At 36.4% G+C, this 24,608-nt stretch carries 19 protein-coding genes; 9 read left to right on the forward strand and 10 right to left on the reverse strand.

Annotated features, from left to right (window positions below; translation table 11 throughout):
* The first annotated feature begins 11 nt into the window (after positions 1 to 11).
* The 5 genes from rpsP to A9G36_RS09685 all read left to right on the forward strand — a co-directional run bounded on the left by rpsP (position 12) and on the right by A9G36_RS09685 (position 2,705).
* Positions 12 to 260, forward strand: coding sequence for a 30S ribosomal protein S16 (gene rpsP, locus A9G36_RS09665; RefSeq protein ID WP_034946782.1), 249 nt, complete (start codon positions 12 to 14; stop codon positions 258 to 260).
* A gap of 26 nt (positions 261 to 286) precedes the next feature.
* Complete coding sequence (rimM, locus tag A9G36_RS09670; RefSeq protein WP_034946785.1) at positions 287 to 814, forward strand: ribosome maturation factor RimM; 528 nt, start codon at positions 287 to 289, stop codon at positions 812 to 814.
* A gap of 16 nt (positions 815 to 830) precedes the next feature.
* The gene (gene trmD / locus A9G36_RS09675; RefSeq protein ID WP_034946787.1) at positions 831 to 1,583 is read left to right on the forward strand and encodes a tRNA (guanosine(37)-N1)-methyltransferase TrmD; all 753 of its coding nucleotides are present in this window, start codon (positions 831 to 833) and stop codon (positions 1,581 to 1,583) included.
* A 31-nt stretch (positions 1,584 to 1,614) separates the two neighbouring features.
* Entirely contained in the window at positions 1,615 to 1,965 is a 351-nt protein-coding gene (gene rplS / locus A9G36_RS09680; protein WP_034913735.1) for a 50S ribosomal protein L19, read from the forward strand.
* A gap of 137 nt (positions 1,966 to 2,102) precedes the next feature.
* Positions 2,103 to 2,705 (forward strand): MarC family protein, encoded by a 603-nt coding sequence (locus A9G36_RS09685; protein WP_034946789.1) that lies wholly within the window; start codon positions 2,103 to 2,105, stop codon positions 2,703 to 2,705.
* Positions 2,706 to 2,861: 156 nt separating this feature from the next.
* Here A9G36_RS09685 and A9G36_RS09690 read toward each other — a convergent pair whose 3' ends face one another.
* From A9G36_RS09690 to A9G36_RS09710, 5 genes are all read right to left on the reverse strand, one after another.
* Positions 2,862 to 4,262, reverse strand: coding sequence for an amino acid permease (locus tag A9G36_RS09690; RefSeq protein ID WP_065569557.1), 1,401 nt, complete (start codon positions 4,260 to 4,262; stop codon positions 2,862 to 2,864).
* 64 nt (positions 4,263 to 4,326) lie between these two features.
* Positions 4,327 to 5,433 (reverse strand): alanine/ornithine racemase family PLP-dependent enzyme, encoded by a 1,107-nt coding sequence (locus A9G36_RS09695; protein WP_065569558.1) that lies wholly within the window; start codon positions 5,431 to 5,433, stop codon positions 4,327 to 4,329.
* Between the two features lie 17 nt (positions 5,434 to 5,450).
* Entirely contained in the window at positions 5,451 to 6,863 is a 1,413-nt protein-coding gene (locus A9G36_RS09700; RefSeq protein ID WP_034946802.1) for an APC family permease, read from the reverse strand.
* 54 nt (positions 6,864 to 6,917) lie between these two features.
* Positions 6,918 to 8,315, reverse strand: a complete 1,398-nt coding sequence (lysA, locus tag A9G36_RS09705; RefSeq protein WP_034946805.1) for a diaminopimelate decarboxylase — start codon at positions 8,313 to 8,315, stop codon at positions 6,918 to 6,920.
* 613 nt (positions 8,316 to 8,928) lie between these two features.
* Positions 8,929 to 10,107 carry an NAD(P)/FAD-dependent oxidoreductase gene (locus A9G36_RS09710; protein WP_065569559.1) on the reverse strand — a complete coding sequence of 393 codons (1,179 nt, stop codon included), beginning with the start codon at positions 10,105 to 10,107 and terminating at the stop codon, positions 8,929 to 8,931.
* Between the two features lie 361 nt (positions 10,108 to 10,468).
* On the opposite strand from A9G36_RS09710, the gene gltB reads away from it, so the two are divergent.
* Both gltB and A9G36_RS09720 read left to right on the forward strand, forming a co-directional pair.
* The gene (gltB, locus tag A9G36_RS09715; protein WP_065585670.1) at positions 10,469 to 14,926 is read left to right on the forward strand and encodes a glutamate synthase large subunit; all 4,458 of its coding nucleotides are present in this window, start codon (positions 10,469 to 10,471) and stop codon (positions 14,924 to 14,926) included.
* A 13-nt stretch (positions 14,927 to 14,939) separates the two neighbouring features.
* Positions 14,940 to 16,352 carry an FAD-dependent oxidoreductase gene (locus A9G36_RS09720; RefSeq protein WP_065569561.1) on the forward strand — a complete coding sequence of 471 codons (1,413 nt, stop codon included), beginning with the start codon at positions 14,940 to 14,942 and terminating at the stop codon, positions 16,350 to 16,352.
* 258 nt (positions 16,353 to 16,610) lie between these two features.
* On the opposite strand, the gene A9G36_RS09725 is transcribed toward A9G36_RS09720, so the two are convergent.
* Together A9G36_RS09725 and mazG are read right to left on the reverse strand one after the other, a co-directional pair.
* Complete coding sequence (locus A9G36_RS09725) at positions 16,611 to 17,051, reverse strand: hypothetical protein (protein WP_065569562.1); 441 nt, start codon at positions 17,049 to 17,051, stop codon at positions 16,611 to 16,613.
* Positions 17,044 to 17,847 carry a nucleoside triphosphate pyrophosphohydrolase gene (mazG, locus tag A9G36_RS09730; protein WP_065569563.1) on the reverse strand — a complete coding sequence of 268 codons (804 nt, stop codon included), beginning with the start codon at positions 17,845 to 17,847 and terminating at the stop codon, positions 17,044 to 17,046. Before mazG ends, A9G36_RS09725 begins: the two co-directional genes overlap by 8 nt.
* A gap of 226 nt (positions 17,848 to 18,073) precedes the next feature.
* On the opposite strand from mazG, the gene A9G36_RS09735 reads away from it, so the two are divergent.
* Positions 18,074 to 20,077: an OPT family oligopeptide transporter gene (locus tag A9G36_RS09735; protein ID WP_065569564.1), complete on the forward strand. Its 2,004-nt coding sequence runs from the start codon at positions 18,074 to 18,076 to the stop codon at positions 20,075 to 20,077.
* A gap of 148 nt (positions 20,078 to 20,225) precedes the next feature.
* Entirely contained in the window at positions 20,226 to 22,151 is a 1,926-nt protein-coding gene (locus A9G36_RS09740) for an ABC transporter ATP-binding protein (protein ID WP_065569565.1), read from the forward strand.
* Positions 22,152 to 22,339: 188 nt separating this feature from the next.
* On the opposite strand, the gene nusG is transcribed toward A9G36_RS09740, so the two are convergent.
* From nusG to tuf, 3 genes are all read right to left on the reverse strand, one after another.
* A complete protein-coding gene (gene nusG, locus A9G36_RS09745) occupies positions 22,340 to 22,885 on the reverse strand; it encodes a transcription termination/antitermination protein NusG (RefSeq protein ID WP_034946827.1) in 546 nt (181 codons plus the stop codon).
* A 1-nt stretch (position 22,886) separates the two neighbouring features.
* Positions 22,887 to 23,288 carry a preprotein translocase subunit SecE gene (gene secE, locus A9G36_RS09750; protein WP_065569566.1) on the reverse strand — a complete coding sequence of 134 codons (402 nt, stop codon included), beginning with the start codon at positions 23,286 to 23,288 and terminating at the stop codon, positions 22,887 to 22,889.
* A gap of 135 nt (positions 23,289 to 23,423) precedes the next feature.
* Positions 23,424 to 24,608: an elongation factor Tu gene (gene tuf / locus A9G36_RS09755; RefSeq protein ID WP_034946833.1), complete on the reverse strand. Its 1,185-nt coding sequence runs from the start codon at positions 24,606 to 24,608 to the stop codon at positions 23,424 to 23,426.

The raw sequence follows: 24,608 nt of genomic DNA on the forward strand, positions 1-24,608 counted from the left end.
AAGAGGATGTTATGGTAACTATTCGTTTAGCTCGTGGTGGCTCTAAAAAGCGCCCTTTTTATCAAGTAGTTGTTACCGATAGCCGTAGCCCACGTGATGGTCGTTTTATTGAGCGCGTTGGTTTTTTTAATCCAATTGCACAAGGTAAAGCAGAGGAATTACGTTTAGATCTTGATCGCGTAAATCATTGGGTTGGTTTAGGTGCAACTGTTTCTGATCGTGTTAATGCACTAATTAAACAAGCGCAAAAAGCTGCTTAATTTAGTAATTGATAATCACTGTAATGATGAATACTGAGAATCTTATTGTTGTTGGTAAACTTGGTTCAAGCTACGGCATTCGCGGATGGCTCAGAATTTTTTCGTTTACAGAATTCCCAGATAGCATTTTTGATTACACACCTTGGTATATTCAGCGTGCTGGACAATGGCAAGAGGTAATTGTAGAGAGCTTTAAACCGCATAATCATGATATGATTGTGAAACTTAAAGGCATTGATGATCGTGATCAAGCCATTGCATTAACCAATATTGAAGTGTTTGTTGATGCAGAAAAATTACCTGCACTTAGCAATGGTGATTTTTATTGGAAGGATCTCATTGGTTGCCGAGTTAAAACAGTTAATAACTATGATTTAGGACAGGTAACTGATTTGATGGAAACCGGATCTAACGATGTATTAGTGGTTAAAGCAAATCTAAAAGATGCATTTGGCGCAACAGAACGTTTAATCCCTTTTGTTGATAATCAATTTATAAAACAAGTTGATTTAACAACAAAAATGATTGTGGTCGATTGGGATCCTGCTTTTTAATTGGTAAGGTAAAACTATGTGGATTGGCGTAATCAGCCTTTTTCCCGAAATGTTTCAAGCCATTACCTGTTATGGCGTAACTGGTCGAGCCGTTAAAAATGGACTGTTAACAGTAGAATATTGGAACCCTCGCGATTTTGCGCATGATAAGCATAAGACTGTCGATGATAGGCCTTATGGTGGTGGTCCCGGCATGTTAATGATGGTTCAACCACTTAAAGATGCAATTCATGCGGCAAAAACAGTTGCAGGTAACAATACAAAAGTAATCTATCTTTCCCCACAAGGGCGCAAATTAGACCAACAAGGTGTTTGCGAATTGTCACAAAATCAAAATTTAATTTTGATTTGTGGACGATACGAAGGTATAGATGAACGCGTTATTCAAACCGAAATTGACGAAGAATGGTCAATTGGGGATTACGTGTTAAGTGGTGGTGAAATACCAGCGATGACCATGATTGATGCATTAGCAAGGTTTATTCCTGGCGTGCTAAATCACCAATCATCGGCAAAAGAAGACTCTTTTGCTAACGGTTTACTTGACTGTCCACACTATACTCGGCCTGAGGTGTTAGATGGAATGGCGGTACCTGACGTATTAATGTCTGGTAACCATGAAGCGATTCGTCGTTGGAGATTAAAACAATCACTAGGACGAACTTGGTTAAGAAGAGAAGATCTTCTTGCAAATCTAGCTCTGACTGATGAAGAGCAATGTTTACTCACTGAATTCCAACAAGAATACGGTGACAAACTAAGCAATTAATATTTCAGTATAACTAGTAAGAGATAATATTATGAAAAATGCAATTATTCAGCAATTAGAACAAGAACAAATGAAAAAAGACATCCCGTCTTTTCGCCCAGGTGACACGGTTGAAGTAAAAGTATGGGTTGTTGAAGGTAATAAAAAACGTCTTCAAGCTTATGAAGGTGTTGTTATTGGCATTCGTAATCGTGGTTTGCACTCTGCATTTACAGTGCGTAAGATTTCGAATGGAGAAGGTGTTGAACGAGTATTCCAAACTCACTCACCAATTGTTGATTCAATTACTGTGAAACGTCGCGGTCAAGTACGTCAAGCTAAACTTTACTACTTACGTGAACTTCGTGGTAAAGCGGCTCGCATTAAAGAGCGCCTTAACTAATTTTTTATTGGTTGATATTTAAAACCAGATAAAGGTGGTCACCTCGATGGTGACCGTTTTTATGTCTAAAAGAAATTATTTATGTTAATTTTAATTAGTTAGAAAATTAAAAGTAGTTTTATTCAAAAGGGAATGCTATGGGTAACTATCTTATTGATATTCTTGCCACAACAGTTAAATTATTTGCATTAATGACTCCTCCAGCAGTTTTAAGTGCATTTTTGAGCGGTACTAAGCAATATGATGAATTATTAAGGCGCAAAACAGCGCTAAAAACCTCATATGCTGTATTTATCATTGGTATTGTACTGTTTTTCTTTGGCAATACTATGTTTAGTGTTTTTGGCTTTACTCTAGATGCATTCCGCATAGGCTCTGGTGCATTACTTTTTATCACAGCGGTTTCACTAATGAATGATTCTCCTGAAAAAAACAAAATTAGTAGTGATGAAGATATCAGTGTGGTACCTCTTGCAATTCCACTTTGTATGGGACCCGCTTCTATTGGTACTATCATTGTTATGGGAACAAGTTCAGTAGGCTTTGCTGCCAATATGGTTGGTGCCGTCTCTTTATTCATTGCTTCTTCAGGAATTTATGCAATGCTGTTATGCGCAAAAAGCATTGCAAAAGTATTAAAAAATACAGGTATTGCAATTTTATCGAAACTGACCGGGCTATTAATATCAGCTATAGCCGCACAAGTTGTCTTTACCGGAATATCTGCTTTTATAAAATAACCTAGCATGACTTTTATAATTTCTTCAAACTGCTATATAAAATAGATAAAATACATGTTTTAAATGTCTTAGATCTGATTTAATTCAGAATAGTATGTAATTACCATTAGGTAATCACATACTTAATTGACTAAGTATGTTCATCACTAATCTAATTTAGTAGTTATTGTGAAGTTTACGGTTTTTATAGAAAAAGTAAGTCAGTAAAATGATTATGACTAAGATAACTTCAGATAATAAAATAAAGTGACCCGATTCGCCAAACCATACTCCAACAATAATCACAACATTAGCAATAATTGAAATTGCAGCTAACCAAGGAAATAACGGAGATTTAAATTTAATCATCTCTTTGGAATATTTACCATTAATCACACCTTTTCGGAATTGATACTGGCACCAAGCAATAATGATCCAAGCAAAACAACCTACTTGCCCTGTGGCTGCAACTAAATAAAGATAAAGTTTTTCAGCAGCAATATACTTCGATAATAACGATACTGATGCAATACTTGAAATAAATAAAATTCCTTTTGTTGGTACTCCTCGCCTATTTACTTTTGAAAAATACTTAGGAGCTAAATTATCCTGAGCCATAGACCATAACATCCTTGAGCTTGCATAGATTGCAGAATTAGCCGCAGATATTGCTGCACAAAAAATCACAAACAACATTGCATATGAAGCAAATTTAATACCTGCGCGGTTAAATACCCAGACAAAGGGGCTAATCTCACCATGTATTGTTCCATAGGGATAAACAAACGCTAATACTGCAATCGATAAGACATAAAACAATATAATTCTAAAAGCAACACCTGTAATAATTTTCGGTAAAACTGCCTGTGGTGACTCAGCTTCACCTGCTGCACTACCAATTAATTCAACACCTTGAAAAGAATAAGTCACAATAGTCATACAAACCAATATGGCTGAAAAACCATTGGGAAACCAACCATTTTCTGTTTTTAACGTAGGTAAAACCTGTGTATCAACATATTGATGATAAAGCAGATAAATACCTGTTCCTATAAACGCAATAATTGCAAAGACTTTAATGGTTGAAAACCAGTATTCACTTTCACCAAAAGCTCGTACTGAGGTTAAGTGTACTAAGGTTAAAATAACAAGAATTAATAAGCTAAAAAGATAGATAGGAATTGAATTAAAAAAATGATAAGCAATCATCGCAGCAGCCGTTAAATCTGCAGCCATAGACAGCACCCAGCTTAACCAATATAACCAACCAATGGTATAGCTCCAAATTGGATTCGGTATAAACATTAATGCATAATGTTGAAAAGAACCAGCATGAGGAAAGGCACACGATAATTCACTTAAACATAGCATGGTTGAAAGCATAATACTACCAGCTAACAAATAAGCAATAATAGTGCCTAGCGGTCCAACATCGCTAAGAGGTGCTGCAATACCAATAAATAGTCCTGTACCAATTGAACCACCTAAAGAGATCATTAAAAGATGGCGATTCTTTAAATTCTTCTTTAAACTACTAGTACTAGGATAGGAACTTCCTTGATATTCTGATGTTACCATGTAAACCACCTAGTCAGGAATAAAAGCTGCTGGAAACCAGCAGCAACATGAATACATGAATGAATTAATAAATAAACCGTTTGTCTACGCCACTCGCTTGGCACGCCATAAGTAAAGCAGTATAATCAAGTTCAAAACCAATCACATCACCAACTCGTAATGTATTAGGAACATCCTCAATATCAACAATAGTATGATCACTCGTTTGCCCTAAAATAGTAATACTATCACTAATAGGAGTACAGTTTTCAGCAGGTACATCTTGACGGCCAAAAGCAAGTAGTGCCCGTTTACGAGTTCCATGATCAATAAATGTCTTACTATTCAAGAAAGCATCAACACCTAATTCTCCAACAGGAACGGTTGGTTTACTATTAAGTTCAATGATTTGTGCATATAATTTATAGATATTACTGCATGCTTTACCAACAGGCTTATTGGAATGATGAAATTCATCAAGATATTTCATTTCAACATATTCAATACCAAACTCATGTAACCCACCAATTCTTATGTGATTTAACCCTTCTGGCCAAATATTTTTATCTAACAAATGATAGCTGGTACAATTTCCTGCCGATAGATATCGTACTTTAATACTACAAGTTTGCTCTACTTTACGTGCTATATGTAAAAAATCCACCCCATTTTTAACCGTCGGTAATACCGTACCATAGCAATTAAAATTGGTTCCAAGTCCATAAAGTTCAATTCCTGGTAAAGCAAGGATTAATTTTACCATATCAATAATTTCATCAATATTTTCAAACCAAATACCTTCTCGTAAATCTCCCATATCTACCATCAACAAAACTTGATGAACTTTTTGTTGCTTAACAGCTTCATCAGAAAGTGATTGAATAACTTGCTTTTCGCTATTTAGGCTAATATCCGCGTATTTAACCACATCACTAATTTCACTTAAACAAGGACTACGTAATAAGCATGTTTTACAATTTAAAGCATCTTTCAATTTTTTTAAATTGTAAGTTCTTGATTCGGCAATCACATCAATACCACCATCAAGAACAGCTTTTGCTGTTTCAATACAGCCATCAAAAACTTTATTAACAGCCATTACATCAATACCGTGTTTGGCTAAAATAGTTTTTTCAACACGAGCATTTTCTTTTAATTTACATAAATCGATTTCCAATATAGGTTTGTACATATTTACTCCTCTATATTTTACTGTTGTTGCAAATGATTACGTCTTTGAGCTCGATGATAGATCCATTCAGCCAATACAATAGCAAGCACTGCACCACCAACAATTTTAGCGATATACTCAACATATCCACCCATATCAATTTGGGCTGGGGGAATAAATACTAATATCACTGCGAACAATGTAGATAGAAACCCTAAAGCCGGTAAAATAATCGGAAGGACTTTCCCAGGAATTTTAAAGCTACGCGGTACATCGGGTTGAGCAATGCGTAAACGATAATATGCAATAAACATCACTAAGTAAGGGATGAAGTAACAAATTGTAGTTAACGCTGTTAACATCCAATACGCAGCAGCTATACTTGGTGAAACGAATGTTGAAAAACAAAGTACCGTTACGATAATAGCTTGAACAGTTAATGCAAAAGCAGGGGTTTGATATACTGGGTGTAAATGGCCAATGCGCTCACCCAGCAAATTATCTTCTTTTGATGCTTCTTGTAACATATAGATAGGACCAACTAGCCATGAGTTAATTTGTCCTAATGCGCCAAAAAATAAACAGATTGCCATAACAGGAAGCAACCAAGGCATATGTAACTCTTTTGCAGCCGCTTCCATTGCTTGCATAACACCCGCTACGATATCAGTATCGGCTGCGGGTAATAAAGTATTAATAGCCCATGTTCCGACCATATAAATACCAACAATTACCACTGCTGAAACCAACATTGCTTTTGGAAAGTCTCGTTGTGGATCTCGTGTACGCCCTGCAATCATTGGAGCCACCTCAAGGCCAGCAAATGCGAACATCATGCTAGATAGGAAAACAATAGTATCCCAACTGCTTAAATCTGGCATCCAATCACTGAAATGACTGTAATTAGTTGCCATTGGATGATCTGTAAATAACCAAACAATAGCAAGTAATATGATAATAGCTGCTGGGATAAATACACCGAGCCATGCACTCACACTATTGATAATTTTAGTCCATTGCATGCCACGAATATTCATCAGCGTTAGAATCCAAAATACCACCATAGATCCTACTCCAATAAACACCTCATTTTGGGCTAATTCGGCACTAAACATATATCCAATTGCAGTAAAACCAAATTGCAACATTAACGGGAAGAAGAGCACACAAGAAAACAAGAAACAAACAACTACTATCCAGCCAATACGTTTACCAAAAGCTTCTTTTACCCAAACAAAGATTCCACCATCTTTTGGCCAGCCTGTTGAAAGCTCACCACAAACCATTGCTAATGGAAAAAATAGACAAAATGCAGCGATGAGCCAAAGTATCATTGCAGATGCCCCATAAGGAGCAACATTCGGGATTTGACGCAAGCTGAGTATCGCAATGACATTCATAAACACAATGTCTTTAATACCAAGCAAGCTTGAATCTTTAGAATCACTCATAGTAACCTCACATTATAATATCTGGAGCCTAAAAAATCTCCAGATAGTTCATGATTAATATACGTCGTATCCAACCATATCTTCGTAAGTGTCTTCTCGTCTAATCAACCTATCCTTGTCTTTTTTATCTATCATCACAACAGCGGTACGAGGGCGATTGTTATAAACTGTTTGGCTTTCAATGGTATAAGCACCAGCATCCAAGAAAACCACAATATCACCAATCTGTGTATCTTTTGGCATTAAGAACTCTTCGCCTTTTACACCAACATGGTAATAATCACCGCCATCACATAAAGGACCAGCTAATTTAACATATTCATCATGTGCTTCATTGATTTTTGAAGCATTATAAACATAGAAAAACCAATCGAAATGTTGACTATCAGAAAGCACACTATAGCCAGCATCCACAAATTTCCATTCAACATGCTCTTCAATATTGCCGTCTAAATCATAGTTAGTTTTACGTTTTTCACAGGCTATTTCGGTTACAAGCACGCCAGCTGATCCAGTTACTTTACGACCTGGTTCAATACAAATTTCAACATCAGTACGCCATTTGTGTACTTCATTAATAACGGCATCAGCAAATTCTTGTGCAGTAATTCCCGCATACATGTTATCTTGCAATGGATCGCCATTCTCTTCGTCATACTTATATGGAACAGGAATACCACCACCTACGTTGATTAAATCAAATTTAATGTCAAGCACTTCTTCTAAACGGCGTGATTCATCAACTAATACTTTAGTTGCTTTAGCAAAAGGTTCTGATTCTGGAACCTGATCACCAACATGCATATGTAAACCACGTAAATGCACATAAGGCATTTCAATAATACGACGACAAGTCTCTTCCGCTTGCTCTAGATCAATGCCAGATTTAGCATGATACGCTGTTACCAATTCTGCGTGGGTTGCTGATGGAACATTTGGCTCAACACGCACACAAACATTTGCCACTTTTTTCAAGCGCCTTGAAATTTCATCAATAATATCAAGTTCATATAAACTATCCACATTGATAATATACAGATCATTTTCGATAGCATACTCTAAGTCCACCGGTTTTTTCACTACCCCATTGAACACAATTTGGCTGCCACTAAAACCAATTTCCAAGCATTTGCGCACTTCAAACATTGAGTTCGCTTCGGCATAAATTCCTGCATCTTTAATTGCTTTAAGAACGCCCATTACTGAACAAGTTTTTGATGCATAGAAAATTTTAGTATTTGAATGAGCCTTAAATGCCTGTTTAATTTCTTGTACATTACGGTCAATTTCCTTTTCAGAAAAAACATAAAAAGGGGTTGGATATTTTTTTGCTAATTCTTCTAAATTAACGCCCTCAAAACATAATTTACCGTTTTGAGCACTAAAACGTCGATCTTTCATTATAAGATCTTTACGTAATTTATTGTAATTAGAAATAATTTTGTCGGACATATGACCTCCAGTTAATTAATACATAAAAACTACATAAGAAAACAATCAAAAATAGCTTATTGCATCCAATGCAATTGATAGATCAATTTGAAAAATATAATAATTAAATAAATAGGTAAAACATTTCTGATAAAAATATTTGTCATTAAATAAAACAGACTACTATGACAAACATTCATTAATTTTATTAAAGATGATAGAAAGGCATTTAATAAAAGAACACGTTTTAGCAAACAATCCAAATTTCATAATGTACTAATATTATGATAGTCAATCTTGAATAATTACAATCTTTGGAAATATTTAAATTTTTTTGGTTTAACACATTGGCAAAGCCATTATCGATAAGGTGTAAATATACTATTACAACAGAAAAGCGTGACCTTAATTGCTATCTTAAAGATAAGACCATAGGAAATAATAGTAGCTAAAGTTTAACCTAATTTAAAAAAAGAAGATAGTATTTTGTAGTGATGATTGTCAAAAGATAATATCATCTCTAATTATCAAATTATCGACTACTTACTCACCATTTATCCTCTTTACAATTTCAATAAAGAAATAATCAATATAATAAAATTAAATCACAACTTATCAATAGCAAATTTATTAATTAAAAATCCTCAGTACAAGCAAAAGCACTGCTCCAAGCCCATTGAAAGTTGTAACCTCCTAGCCAGCCTGACACATCGACAACTTCACCAATAAAATAAAGGTTGGGGTGTGTTTTAACTGCCATAGTTTTGGATGACAACGCATCAGTACTTACACCACCAAGAGTCACCTCAGCAGTACGATAACCTTCTGTCCCATTTGGAATAATACGCCAATGTGTTAACACATTATACAAGTCTTGCTGTTGTTTAAGATTAAGTTGCTTAACTGTTATATCATTTATCAAATTGATCTGTATTAACACTTCAATAAGCCTTTTAGGTAAAATCTGTGCTAAGCAGTTTTTTATCGTTTGATTACGATTTTGCTCTAATAATGGTTTAAACGATGATTCGAATGTAAAATCAGGTAATAAATTAATAGTAATTGGCTCACCAGCCTGCCAATAGCTCGATATCTGCAAAATAGCAGGCCCAGAAATCCCTCGATGAGTAAACAATAAATTTTCTTTAAAACTAATTCTTTCATTAGAAACTTCAACAGCAACGGCAATACCTGACAAGGTTGATAACACATCAAGTAAAGGTTTATGCAACGTAAGTGGTACTAGTCCCGCTTTTACTGGCACTATAGGAATATCAAATTTTTCAGCAATTTTATAACCAATTGAAGTCATACCAAGAGCTGGCATAGATAGACCTCCCGTTGCGATAATAAGTTTCCCAGTATCAATAATACCTTGAGAAGTATGTAATTTAAATCCTATTCCATCACTGCTAATATCTTCAACCTGAGTCTGCATCATAAAATTAACATGCCCTTTCTTGCTCTCGTTTAATAGCATATCAACAATATCTTGCGCTGAATTATCACAAAATAATTGGCCATGATCTTTTTCATGGTAAGCAATACCATAGTGATTTACTAATTGGATAAAATCCCATTGTGTATATCGTTTCAATGCGGATTTACAAAAGTGTGGATTTTCAGAAATATAATTACTTGGCTCGACAGTAAGATTAGTAAAATTGCAATTACCACCACCAGACATTAAGATTTTACGACCTAATTTTTTACCATTATCAATTACTGTAACTTCATAACCTTTTTGTCCCAGTAAGCCTGCACAAAAAAGCCCAGCAGCACCAGCACCTACAATCGTAATTTTAGTTTGCATTATTAATACTTCAAAAATTAAAAGATAACAAATTATAACAGTATACAATTATCACTCATAGCCATTGGACGGAACAGAATTGGTATACTGAAATAAATGCTTTCCTGAAACTTTTCAATAAGAAAAAGAATTCATACTTAATATATTTATGCTAATTGTTGAATGCGTAGTTTCAACTTATAAAAAATCATAAAGATATATACTACTATTAGATTCATTAATAACCCCAATATAAATTATTAGAAAATTGACTTATAAGTAATATTTATTTGACCAAAAAAGTTTTTTTAATTAACGTCACATTTAATATGGGATTAAAGCCTATACCTTCTTATAAAAGCGATGAATTAGAGGCAATGATATGTTATATAACCAGCATCATGAAAAAGATAACTGTGGATTTGGTTTAATTGCTCACATTGAAGGACAACCAAGTCATAAAGTGGTGCGTACTGCAATTCACGGACTTGCCAGAATGCAACACCGTGGTGCCATTTTATCAGACGGTAAAACTGGCGATGGCTGTGGACTTTTATTACAAAAACCCGATCGATTTTTTAGATTAGTGGCACAAGATGCGGGCTGGCGTTTAGCAAGTAATTATGCTGTTGGTATGTTGTTTTTGAGCCAAAATGAAAAAGAAGCTCAAATTAGCCGTGATATTGTCGAAGAAGAATTAACCAATGAAACCTTATCAATTCTAGGTTGGCGTGAAGTACCAATTGATAAAAGCGTACTTGGTGAAATTGCCCTATCCTCATTACCAAAAATTGAACAAGTATTTGTCAATGCGCCCGCTGGGTGGACAAAAATTGATTTAGAACGTCGCCTATATATGGTACGCCGTCGAATTGAAAAACGGGTACAAGACGATACATTTTACGTTTGTAGCTTCTCAAATCAGGTCAATATCTATAAAGGCTTATGTATGCCTAAAGATTTACCTCGATTCTATCTAGATTTGGCTGACATCCGAATGGAAACAGCAATTTGTTTATTTCATCAACGTTTTTCAACCAATACTGTTCCTCGTTGGCCATTAGCGCAACCTTTTCGGCATTTAGCTCATAATGGTGAAATAAACACTATTGAAGGTAATAGACAATGGGCACAAGCACGTTCCTATAAATTTAAAACGCCACTCATTCCGGACTTACAAGATGCGGCACCTTTTGTTAATGTCACAGGTTCTGATTCAAGTTCATTAGATAACATGCTTGAGCTATTTCTTGTAGGAGGAATGGATATTGTACGAGCTATGCGCTTATTGGTTCCACCTGCATGGCAAAATAATCCTGACATGAACGAAGATCTGCGTGCTTTTTTCGACTTCAACTCAATGCATATGGAACCTTGGGATGGTCCTGCCGGTATTGTAATGTCTGACGGTCGTTATGCCGCATGTAACTTAGACCGTAACGGATTACGTCCTGCACGTTATGTAATAACGACAGACAAACTCATTACCTGTGCATCCGAAATCGGTATTTGGGATTATCAACCAGACGAAGTCGTCACTAAAGGACGCGTTGGTCCAGGTGAATTGTTAGTTATCGATACTGAAGAAGGTCGCATTTTACAATCGTCTGAAACAGACAACGATTTACAAAAACGTCACCCATATAAAGAATGGATGGGAAAAAATGTTAAAAGACTGATCCCTTTTGAAAACCTACCTGATGATAACATTGGCTCTCGATATTATGACGATATCTTGCTAGCAACTTATCAAAAACAATTTGGTTATAGTGCTGAAGAGCTAGACCAATGTATTCGAGTGCTAGGTGAAAACGGTCAAGAAGCCACTGGCTCAATGGGCGATGACACACCATTTGCGGTACTATCAACAAGGCCTCGCTCAATTTATGATTATTTTCGTCAAAAATTTGCTCAGGTAACAAATCCCCCTATCGACCCACTACGCGAATCACACGTTATGTCACTTTCAACCAGTATTGGTCGTGAAATGAATGTGTTTGCCGAAGCAGAAGGTCAGGCGCATCGTGTTGCGTTCAAATCCCCAGTTTTGGTCTATTCAGATTTTAAACAATTAACAGCATTAGAATCCCGTTATTACAAATCAGAAGCCTTAGATATCACTTATGAAATCGATGGTAGCCTGCGCGATGCCATTGAACAATTATGCGGTGATGCTGAAGCAAAAGTTCGCAATGGCACAGTATTATTGATTTTATCAGATAAAAATATAGCGCCTGATCGCTTACCAATTCCTGCGCCTATGGCTGTTGGAGCTGTTCAGCAACGCTTAGTTGAAAAAAACTTACGTTGCGATGCTAATATCATTGTCGAAACCGCAAGCTGCCGTGATCCACATCAATTTGCGGTACTTCTTGGTTTTGGTGCAACCGCAATTTATCCTTATTTAGCCTACGAAATTTTAGGCCAAATGGTCGATAATAGCACAATAAACAAATCTTACCGTGAAGCCATTCTTAATTATCGTAATGGAATTAACAAAGGCTTATATAAAATTATGTCAAAAATGGGCATTTCAACTGTCGCCTCTTACCGCTGTTCAAAACTATTTGAAGCAGTTGGTTTAAATAAAGAGGTTGTTGAACTTTGTTTCCAAGGAGTTACTAGCCGTATTAATGGTGCCAATTTTGATGATTTTGCACAAGACCAATTCAACTTATCGAAAAGTGCATGGCTGAAAAGAAAACCATTAGAACAAGGAGGGTTACTTAAATATGTTCATGGTGGTGAATATCATGCTTATAATCCTGATGTAGTACAGTCACTACAAAAAGCGGTCAATAATGGCAATTATGAAGATTACAAACGTTATGTCGATATCGTCAACAACCGCCCTATTGCCACCTTGCGTGATTTATTAAAGCTCAATCCACCTGAAAACGCAGCTATTCCACTTGATCAAGTTGAACCGGAAGAATCACTGTTCAAACGCTTTGACTCGGCAGCCATGTCAATTGGTGCGCTAAGCCCTGAAGCACATGAATCCCTTGCCGAAGCAATGAACACGCTTGGTGGTTTTTCAAATTCAGGCGAAGGCGGTGAAGATCCTGCTCGCTACAACACCATAAAAGTATCACGCATAAAACAAGTTGCATCAGGTCGTTTTGGTGTAACACCAAGTTACTTAATGAGTGCCGATGTTATTCAAATCAAAGTAGCACAAGGAGCAAAACCAGGTGAAGGTGGTCAGTTACCTGGCGACAAAGTCACACCATATATTGCTAAATTGCGCTTTTCTGTACCGGGTGTCACACTTATTTCACCACCACCTCATCACGACATTTACTCGATTGAGGATTTAGCACAATTAATATTTGACCTAAAACAAATTAACCCTAACGCCATGATTTCGGTTAAATTAGTATCAGAGCCAGGCGTTGGCACAATCGCAACGGGAGTTGCTAAAGCCTATGCCGACTTAATTACCATTTCAGGCTATGATGGTGGAACAGGCGCCAGCCCATTGACTTCAGTCAAATATGCTGGTTCTCCTTGGGAATTAGGGTTGGTTGAAACTCAGCAATCATTAGTCGCCAATGGGTTACGTCACAAAATACGTTTACAAGTAGACGGTGGTTTAAAAACAGGAACTGATATTGTCAAAGCAGCTATTTTAGGTGCTGAGAGTTTTGGATTTGGAACAGGACCAATGGTTGCCTTAGGTTGTAAATATCTGCGTATTTGCCACCTTAATAACTGTGCAACGGGTGTTGCAACCCAAGACGAAAAACTGCGTAGCGAACATTATCATGGCCTGCCAGAAAAAGCGATAAACTATTTCCGCTTTATTGCGCGTAACACGCGAGAAATTATGGCCGAGCTAGGTGTCAGTCGTATCGTCGATTTGATAGGACGCACCGATCTGTTATTAGAACTTGATGGCATCACGGCAAAACAACAAAAACTTGACCTATCAGGACTGCTTGAAACAGCAAAACCTATTGATGGCAAACCAGTTTATTGTATTGAAGACAATAAACCATTTGATAAAGGTGTGCTAAATAAAGAGATCATCACACAAGCACAACAATTTGTTGATAATCGCCAAAGCCAAAGCCTCTATTTTGATATACAAAATACCGATCGATCTGTAGGTACTAGATTATCTGGTTATATTGCTAAAAAATATGGTGACCAAGGTCTTGTTGCTGATCCTATTTCGCTTAACTTTAACGGCACTGCGGGTCAAAGTTTTGGTGTTTGGAACGCTGGCGGAGTGGACTTAACACTCACAGGCGATGCCAATGATTATGTTGGTAAAGGCATGGCTGGTGGCCGTATTGTGATTCGACCACCGCAAGGCTCAGCATTTTTAAGCCATGAAGCAACCATTGCAGGTAATACCTGCTTATATGGTGCAACTGGAGGAAAACTCTTTGCAGCTGGACGTGCTGGAGAACGATTTGCGGTACGCAATTCTGGTGCAATTAGTGTTGTTGAAGGCATTGGTGACAATGGCTGTGAATATATGACAGGTGGTATTGTCTGCGTATTAGGCAAAACAGGAGTTAACTTTGGTGCTGGTATGACAGGTGGTTTTGCTTATATTTTAGATACTGACGGCGAACTGCACAATCGTATTAATAAAGAACTAGTTGAAATGTTAAATGTAGCAGATTACGCCATTCACGAAGAACACCTTCGAGGTCTAATTATGGAACATGCTCAACTTACCCATTCATCACGAGCGGAAGAAATTTTGGCAAATTGGAAAGATTATTCTAAACAATTTGTATTAGTTAAACCAAAATCAAGTGATGTAACAGCGCTACTTGGGCACCGCAGTCGCTCATCAGCAGAACTGCGTATTCAGGCACAATAAGGAGAACACGAAAATGAGCCAAAATGTTTATCAGTTTATCGATTTACAACGTGTTGATCCGCCTAAAAAATCGTTAAACATCCGTAAAATTGAATTTGTTGAAATTTATGAAGGATTTTCTGCTCCACAATCACAAGCGCAGGCTGATCGTTGCCTTGCTTGCGGCAACCCATATTGTGAATGGAAATGCCCTGTGCATAACTATATTCCCAATTGGTTAAAACTGGTTAACGAAGGCAAAATATTAGAAGCGGTTGAACTTTCACACCAAACTAACAGTCTGCCAGAAGTTTGTGGTCGCGTCTGCCCGCAAGATCGCCTTTGTGAAGGCTCTTGTACCTTAAATGCCGAATTTGGTGCTGTCACCATTGGCAATATTGAACGCTATATTACTGACGAAGCCTTCAAAATGGGCTGGAAGCCAAATCTCAATAATGTTGAACAAATAGGCTTAAAAGTTGCGGTTATTGGTGCTGGTCCTGCTGGCCTTGCTTGTGCGGATGTCTTAGTCCGCAATGGCGTAACGCCAGTTGTATTTGATCGTCACCCTGAAATTGGTGGACTACTCACCTTTGGCATCCCAGCGTTTAAACTTGATAAAGAAGTATTAATCAACCGAAGACATATTTTTACTGAAATGGGCATTGAGTTCCGTTTAAATACTGAGGTCGGTAAAACGGTGCAATTAGCCGACTTAATCAACGAATTTGATGCTGTTTTTGTGGGGACTGGAACTTATCAATCAATGCGAGCAGGTCTTCAAAACGAAGATGCCAACGGCGTTTATGATGCCTTACCATTTTTAATTGCCAACACTAAACACATAATGAAACATGCGCAAACCCAAGATACCCCTTACATTGACATGAAAAACAAACGTGTTGTGGTATTAGGTGGTGGTGATACTGCAATGGACTGTATACGAACATCTATTCGTCAAGGTGCAACTGAAGTTACTTGTGCTTATCGCCGAGACGAAGCCAACATGCCGGGCTCAAAACGAGAAGTCAAAAATGCCAAAGAGGAAGGTGCAAAATTTCAATTTAATGTCCAACCATTAAGCATAGAAATTAATAACAGTGGACAAGTAACAGGCATAAAAATGGTTCGAACAGAACTAGGCGAGCCAGATGCAAAAGGACGACGCTCGCCAGTAATTATCGAAGGTTCTGAATTTATTCTTCCTGCCGATGCAGTAATCATGGCTTTTGGATTCAAACCACATGCCATGCCTTGGCTTGCTCAGCATGGTGTCGAATTTGACCCACAAGGCAAAATCATCGCACCCGAAGCTAACAGCTACCAAACCACCAATCCAAAAATCTTTGCAGGTGGCGATGCTGTCCGTGGCTCTGATCTAGTTGTCACTGCCATTAGCGAAGGTCGCAAAGCGGCTGAAGGCATTTTAGATTACTTAGAAGTATAATAAGAAATTTAGGTTAAATTAAAAATAAACTCCATTCAATATTGAATGAGGTTTATTTTTTCACAATATTTTTATCTATAAAAAATGATAAATTTCATCTAACATAATTCGAGTAAACATGGAGCGACTTGACTAGCTTTGATTGTCAATATTGGACCAATTTAATCTTTTATTTCAATAAAATGCATTAAAACTCAAAATGCTATAAACTTATCGTAATTGATTTCTTATCAACAAATAGTGCTTAATTTTATATTATTATAAATAAACAATCTGTGAACCTTCTTCAGGATGTTGGATCGCCTCTGCAAACCCTTCTAAGAAAAATGCGAGATGATCTGCTTCATCCCCTAAAAGGCGCCCTTTTACTTTATTCCATGTTAATAACACAATAGTTGCTTGAGGTTCACAGCTAATTAACATCGGTTGTTCAAGTTCTTCATTCCAATAAAATTCACCACCATATAATTTTTGGGCAGTCAGTAATAAGTAGCAACCATATTCTTGAGCTATCATATTAAGCTGTTCTTCAGAGATACTAAAGTTTTTCTCAGCTAACTCACCAATAATCATTTCAACAACAGATATACTTTTTTCTGAGTAATCAAGCTGGTTAATGCTCCAGGTTGGGCTGTTTAATATAGCATTTTGTGCCCATGCTTCGATCTCTTGATATAATTCATTTTTTTGTTCAGTCATTTTTATTCACTTCGCTATTGAGTTTAATCTGTTCTAATTGCTTAACACTTTGCCACGCGTCTTCCATTTGTTCAAGCGTTGCATCAATTAAAGATAAGTTTTTTTGTTTGAGTATCGATTCTACTTGTTGAAATCGTCGGGTAAATTTTTTATTGGCTTGCTGTAAACAGAGTTCTGATTTAACCTTTAAATGCCTAGCTAAATTGACGGTCGCAAACAATAAATCACCAAGTTCTTCCTCAATTTTTTGTGGATCTTGTTTGTTTTGTTCAAGCTCTTGCTCAACTTCATCAATTTCCTCTTTTACCTTATCAAGCACAGGTTTTATATCATGCCAATCAAAACCAACCGAGGCACAGCGCTTTTGAATTTTTTCTGCTTGCATTAACGCTGGTATTGCTTGGGGAATATCATCAAGCAATGAGTATTGTGCTTTTTTGTCTCTTTCTTTTTGTTTAAGCTGTTCCCAGTTAGCTTTTTCGGTCTTATTCTCAGCAAAAATATGAGGATGACGATAAACTAATTTATCTGAAACTGATAAGCAAACCTCATCAAAATCAAAACTTCCTTGCTCTTGGGCTAAATCAGCATAAAAAACAATATGAAAGAGCAAATCACCAAGTTCTTTTTTTAACTCATCCATATCTTGTTTATCAATTGCATCAAGTATCTCGTACGTTTCCTCTAATGTATATGATTTTAAAGACTCAAAAGTTTGAACTCGATCCCATTGGCAACCATTAATTGGGTCGCGGAGTTGTTTGATAACCGCTTTTAAGCGTTGTAATGCTTTCAAAATCTTTCTCTTAAATTAATCATTCATTGATGCTATTGTAAAGGTTTCATTTTAAAATAGTTATTATTTTAAACATTAATCCCAATATATTTAGAATAATATTCTTAATTATTTGATTAAAATAATAATAAAAATTACTAAAATATACCTTATTAAGGAATTTCTAGCCGACAAACACAAATTAAGTATATAATATCCCTCTATTAAATTAACGTTATTAAATAATATGAATAATTTACGTGAGCTTACGTTAAGAGGTACCATTCTTGGCGCTCTTATTACTGTTATTTTTACTGCATCGAATGTTTATCTTGGTTTAAAAGTCGGATTAACGTTCTCATCTGCCATTCCTGCTGCAGTAATTTCAATGGCGATATTGAAGATGTTTTCCGGATCTACTATTTTGGAAAATAACATGGTACAAACCCAAGCATCAGCAGCAGGTACATTATCTTCAATTATTTTTGTGCTTCCTGGGTTGTTAATGATTGGTTACTGGCAAAATTTTCCATTTTGGCTAACTTTTTCTATATGTGCCGCAGGAGGAATGCTTGGAGTTTTATTCTCCATTCCATTGCGCCATGTCATGGTTGTTAAAAGTGATTTACCTTATCCTGAAGGTGTCGCGGCTGCTGAAATTTTAAAAGCAGGTTCCAAAACCAATAATAATGAAACTAACGATGGACTAAAAGATATTTTATTTGGTGGTGTTATTGCTTCTGTTGTTACTCTATTTACTAATGGTTTTCGTGTGTTATCTGAAAGCATTGCGTGCTGGTTTTCGGTTGGCAAATCTATATTTCAACTTCCTATGGGGTTCTCATTAGCTTTGATGAGCTCTGGTTATTTGATAGGAATTATGTCTGGTATCGCTATTTTAATTGGTACCATTATTGCTTGGGGGGTTGGTATCCCAATTTTAAGCACAATAGGTGATTATGATACTACTGAGCCTTTATCCAAAATTGCAATGGGATATTGGGCTAAAGATATACGTTTTATTGGTGCAGGTACAATTGCTATTGCTGCAGTTTGGACACTAATTACGTTAATTAAACCAATGATAGAAGGGTTGAAAATTTCGTTTAAAACTATGCGTTCAGATGTATCAGTAAACGATATAGCTCCAACTGAACGAGACTTATCACCAAAAACTATTTTCTTAATCATGGGTGGTATGGTCGTTATTTTACTAGTAACTTTCTATTCATTTATTGCCGAGAGTGGTTTATCGTCAGGCTTAGCTTGGATTTTAGTTTTTAGCGCTGTATTATTTGCCTTTATTATGGGATTTTTAGTGGCTGCTGCTTGTGGCTATATGGCAGGACTTGTTGGATCATCATCTAGCCCTATATCTGGAATTGCAATTGTTGCAGTGGTTGTCATTTCATTGATATTATTAGGTTTAGGTGAAACTAATGGTATGCTAGCTTCTATTGAAGGCTCTAATTTTGCCACCGCACTCGCACTTTTTACTACCAGTACTGTGTTGGCAGTGGCTTGTATTTCGAATGATAATTTACAAGATCTAAAAACCGGCTATTTAGTCAAGGCCACACCCTGGAAACAGCAAGTGGCATTATTAATTGGCTGTATTGTTGGTGCGACAGTCATTGCACCTATTTTAGAAATTTTATATAACGCTTATGGTTTTACTGGTGCTTTACCTCGTTCTGGTATGGATACAACCCAAGTTTTGGCTGCGCCACAAGCGACGCTTATGACCACAATTGCCAAAGGCATATTTGCACATCAATTGGACTGGACTATGATTTTAATAGGGCTTGCATTAGGCGCTGTTATTATCGTTATTGACTCAATTCTTGCCAAAAATCACTCTAGCTTTCGCATACCGGCACTAGCTGTTGGTTTAGGTATTTATTTACCGCCAAGCATTAATACACCGATTTTAATCGGTACTATATTATCATGGATAATTAAACGCAATGCTTACAAAAAAGCCAAAGAGCAAAATTTAGATCCAGAAAAAGAGTATAAAAAAGTGGATCGCAAAGCAGCACTAATTGCATCAGGATTAATTGTCGGTGAAAGTTTAGTAGGCGTTTTATTAGCAATGGTGATAGTTATTAGCATATCCAATAGTGGGAATGATGCACCGCTAGCAATATCTGCTAACTTAGGCATGCTTCCCGAATTTTTGGGACTCTTTGTGTTTATTGCCATCTGTACTCTTTTTGTTCGCCGAGCTTTATCGGCAATTAAAAAATAGTCAGTCTTATTGAATAATTAAATTTAAGCCCTTTTCTTTTTAACAAAGGGCTTTTTATTTTAATGAATTGTTTTATAACATTCCTATTGTAGGTGATTAAAACAATTTTTATTAACTTATTTTATTTTGAGCAATAGATATAAATATCATGATAGTTTTTGATTCGATCCAAGTCCGCCGAGGCTTTAACCTGCTGTTAGATAATGCGTCAACAACTATTAATCCGCAACAAAAAGTTGGATTAGTGGGCAAAAATGGCTGTGGAAAATCAACTCTTTTTTCACTGATTAAAGGTGAAATTCAAGCTGATGCAGGCACATTGAGTGTTCCATCTTACTGGCAACTGGCTTGGGTCAATCAAGAAACACCTGCCTTGGATATTCCTGCCATTGAATATGCGATTGATGGCGATCGTGAATATCGTCAATTAGAAAAGCAGTTAAATATTGCCAATGAGCAAAATAATGGTCAGCAAATTGCACTTATTCATGAAAAGCTTGATACCATTAATGCATGGACAATTCATGCTCGAGCCGCAATATTATTACATGGTTTAGGTTTTTCTAATGAACAATTAATGTTGCCAGTTAAATCCTATTCTGGTGGTTGGCGGATGCGATTAAATTTGGCTCAGGCATTAATGTGTCGTTCTGATTTATTATTGCTTGATGAACCAACCAATCACCTTGATTTAGATGCTGTCATTTGGCTTGAAAAATGGCTAAGCAACTATCAAGGAACATTAATTTTAATTTCGCACGATCGTGATTTTTTAGATCCTTTAGTCAATAAAATTATCCATATTGAACAAAAAAGCTTATTTGAATATACCGGTAACTACTCTTCATTTGAGATTCAACGATCTACAAAGCTAGCACAACAACAGTCTCTTTATGAAAGCCAACAACTAAAAGTTGCACACTTGCAAAATTATATTGATCGTTTTAGAGCCAAAGCAACAAAAGCTAAACAGGCGCAAAGCCGTATAAAAATGTTAGAAAAAATGGAACTGATTGCACCAGCGCATGTCGATAATCCATTTCATTTTAATTTTAAACCATCAGAATTCTTACCAAGTCCTTTGTTAATGATGGACAAAGTCGTAGCGGGTTATGATGATAAAATTATACTAGAAAAAATTAAGCTTAATTTAGTTCCTGGTTCACGTATTGGTCTATTAGGACGCAATGGTGCAGGTAAATCAACACTGATTAAATTACTAGCTGGTGAACTTGCACCTAAAGAAGGCCATATTAATCTTGCTAAAGGTGTTCAATTAGGCTATTTTGCTCAACATCAATTAGAATATCTACGCCCTGATGAATCACCACTTTGGCATTTAACGCAACTTGCTGAACCGAAAAATACAGAGCAAGAACTGCGTAATTATTTGGGTGGATTTGATTTTCAAGGTGATAAAGTTACCGATCCTGTTAAAAATTTCTCGGGTGGTGAAAAAGCACGCCTTGTTTTAGCTTTAATTGTATGGCAAAAACCGAATCTTCTTTTATTAGACGAACCAACCAACCATTTAGACTTAGATATGCGACAGGCTCTAACTGAGGCATTGATTGATTTTGATGGTGCTTTAGTGGTAGTTTCGCATGATCGCCATTTGCTGCGTTCGACTACCGATGAATTCTATTTAGTCCATGATCATAAAGTGGAACCATTTGATGGCGATCTTGATGATTATCAAAAATGGTTAGCTGAGTCACAAAAAAATGATAATCAATCTAATGACGAAATCAATTCAGCCAAAAAAGAAAGTTCTCACAATACTTCAGCTCAGGATCGTAAAGAGCAAAAACGCAAGCAAGCAGAATTACGTGCACAAATGCAACCAATAAAAAAACAGTTACAAAAAGAAGAACAGATGCTTGATAAGTTAACCAGCCTATTAAAATTTATTGAAGAAAAATTGTCTGATCCTACAATCTATGAAGTGAACAAGAAAACAGAACTCACAGCTTTATTACTAAAACAAAGCCAACTTAAAAATCAATTAGAAGAGACGGAGTTGCAATGGCTAGATTTGCAACAACAGCTAGAGGCCTTTAATTTGGATCAATAACAATTAATTTTATTAAAAAGTTTCCGGTAACACTACATTTTAGTATAAAACAATTATAAGATTCTTTTAGTATTAAATTATTTACACAAATAGTTATTACATGAAACATCAATATAAAAAACCACAAGATAAAATCCTGTGGTTTTCTAAAACATACTACTAAATTATTAAAAATCTATATTAAAAGATTAGCTTTTTTCAACTTGGCTAAAATCAAGCTCAACAGGGGTTGAACGGCCAAAAATTGATACCGAAACCTTTAAGCGATTCTTTTCATAATCAACCTCTTCCACTACGCCATTAAAGTCGGCAAATGGACCATCATTGACTCGAACAAGTTCACCTGGCTCAAATAGCGTTTTAGGGCGCGGCTTATCACCGACTTGCTGTAGACGGTTCATAATTGCATCAACCTCACGCTGACTAATTGGAGCTGGTCTATCGGAAGTACCACCAATAAAGCCCATGGTTCTTGGCACACTTTTTACTAAATGCCAAGTTGCATCATTCATCATCATTTGAACTAACACATAACCAGGAAAAAATTTACGCTCACTCTTACGTCGTTGTCCACCTTTCATTTCAACAACTTCTTCGGTTGGTACTAATACTTCACCGAAAGCATCTTCCATGTTATGTAATTTAATATATTCACGTAATGATTGTGCGACACGCGCTTCGTAGCCTGAATATGCTTGAATAACATACCATCGTTTTTGTTGTGTTTCACTCATATTAACGTCCTATTGATGTTAAATAAAAGACGATCCAACGGAATAAATTATCTATCCCCCACAGGGCTAAGCCAACAATAACAGTAACGGCTATAATTAGTAAAGTTGTCTGTGTTGCTTCTTTACGAGTAGGCCATACTACTTTTCTTAATTCTTTTCTCGATTCTTGTAAAAACACAAGAAATATCTTACCCTTACTTGTGGTAAGAGCAATAAATAAAGTTAAAAGTGAAATCACTGCAACTGCAATAATACGAATGGACGTATTCGGGTTATATATATTATTGTATCCAGCAAAATAAAAATTTCCCCAGACAATAAAAGCAATCAATACTAGAACTAAACCCCATTTGAATTTATCTAGAATCGTATTTGTAGCTTGACTCTCATTACTTACCATCATATAAAACCTATGAGTATGTTATTTATAATAATATCCATTTTCCAAAATGCTCTTTTCATAAAAGCATTTTGCTAAACAGATAGATAAGAAAGGGCATCGTAAGATACCCTTTCTATTAACTATTAAATTTCCTACTTATTTAATAACCTTAGCTACAACACCAGCACCAACAGTACGGCCACCTTCACGAATAGCAAAACGTAAACCTTCTGCCATCGCAATTGGGTGAATTAATGATACTGTCATTTTAATATTATCACCTGGCATTACCATTTCTACGCCTTCTGGTAATTCAATAGTACCAGTTACGTCAGTTGTACGGAAATAAAACTGTGGACGGTAACCTTTGAAGAATGGAGTATGACGACCACCTTCATCTTTACTTAAAATATATACTTCTGATTCAAAATCAGTATGCGGTGTAATTGAACCTGGTTTTGCTAATACTTGACCACGTTCGATCTCTTCACGTTTTGTTCCACGTAATAAAATACCTACGTTTTCACCTGCACGACCTTCGTCTAGTAATTTACGGAACATTTCAACACCAGTACAAGTCGTTTTTGTCGTTGGTTTGATACCAACAATTTCAACTTCTTCGTTGACTTTGATTACACCACTTTCTACACGACCTGTTACCACTGTACCACGACCTGAAATTGAGAATACGTCTTCAATTGGTAATAAGAATGGTTTGTCAACATCACGTTTTGGTTCTGGAATGTAACTATCTAATGCTTCTGCTAATTCAACAATTTTGTCTTCCCATGCAGCATCGCCTTCTAACGCTTTTAGCGCTGAACCACGAATCACTGGTGTATCATCACCTGGGAAATCATATTGAGATAGAAGCTCACGTACTTCCATTTCAACTAATTCTAATAGTTCTTCATCGTCAACCATATCACATTTGTTTAAGAATACGATAATGTAAGGAACACCTACTTGACGACCTAAAAGAATATGTTCACGAGTTTGTGGCATAGGACCATCAGTTGCTGCTACTACTAAAATAGCACCATCCATTTGAGCTGCACCTGTGATCATGTTTTTAACATAGTCAGCATGGCCTGGGCAGTCTACGTGTGCGTAGTGACGAGTTGGTGTGTCGTATTCAACGTGTGAAGTATTGATGGTGATACCACGTGCTTTTTCTTCTGGTGCGTTATCGATCTGATCGAATGCACGTGCTTGTCCGCCATATTTTTTAGCAAGAACAGAAGTAATTGCAGCTGTTAAAGTTGTTTTACCATGGTCAACGTGGCCGATTGTACCAACGTTAACGTGGGGTTTTGTACGTTCAAATTTTTCTTTAGACAT

It is taken from the genome of Gilliamella sp. Choc6-1 (genome assembly GCF_001690385.1).
GTDB lineage: Bacteria > Pseudomonadota > Gammaproteobacteria > Enterobacterales > Orbaceae > Gilliamella > Gilliamella apicola_A.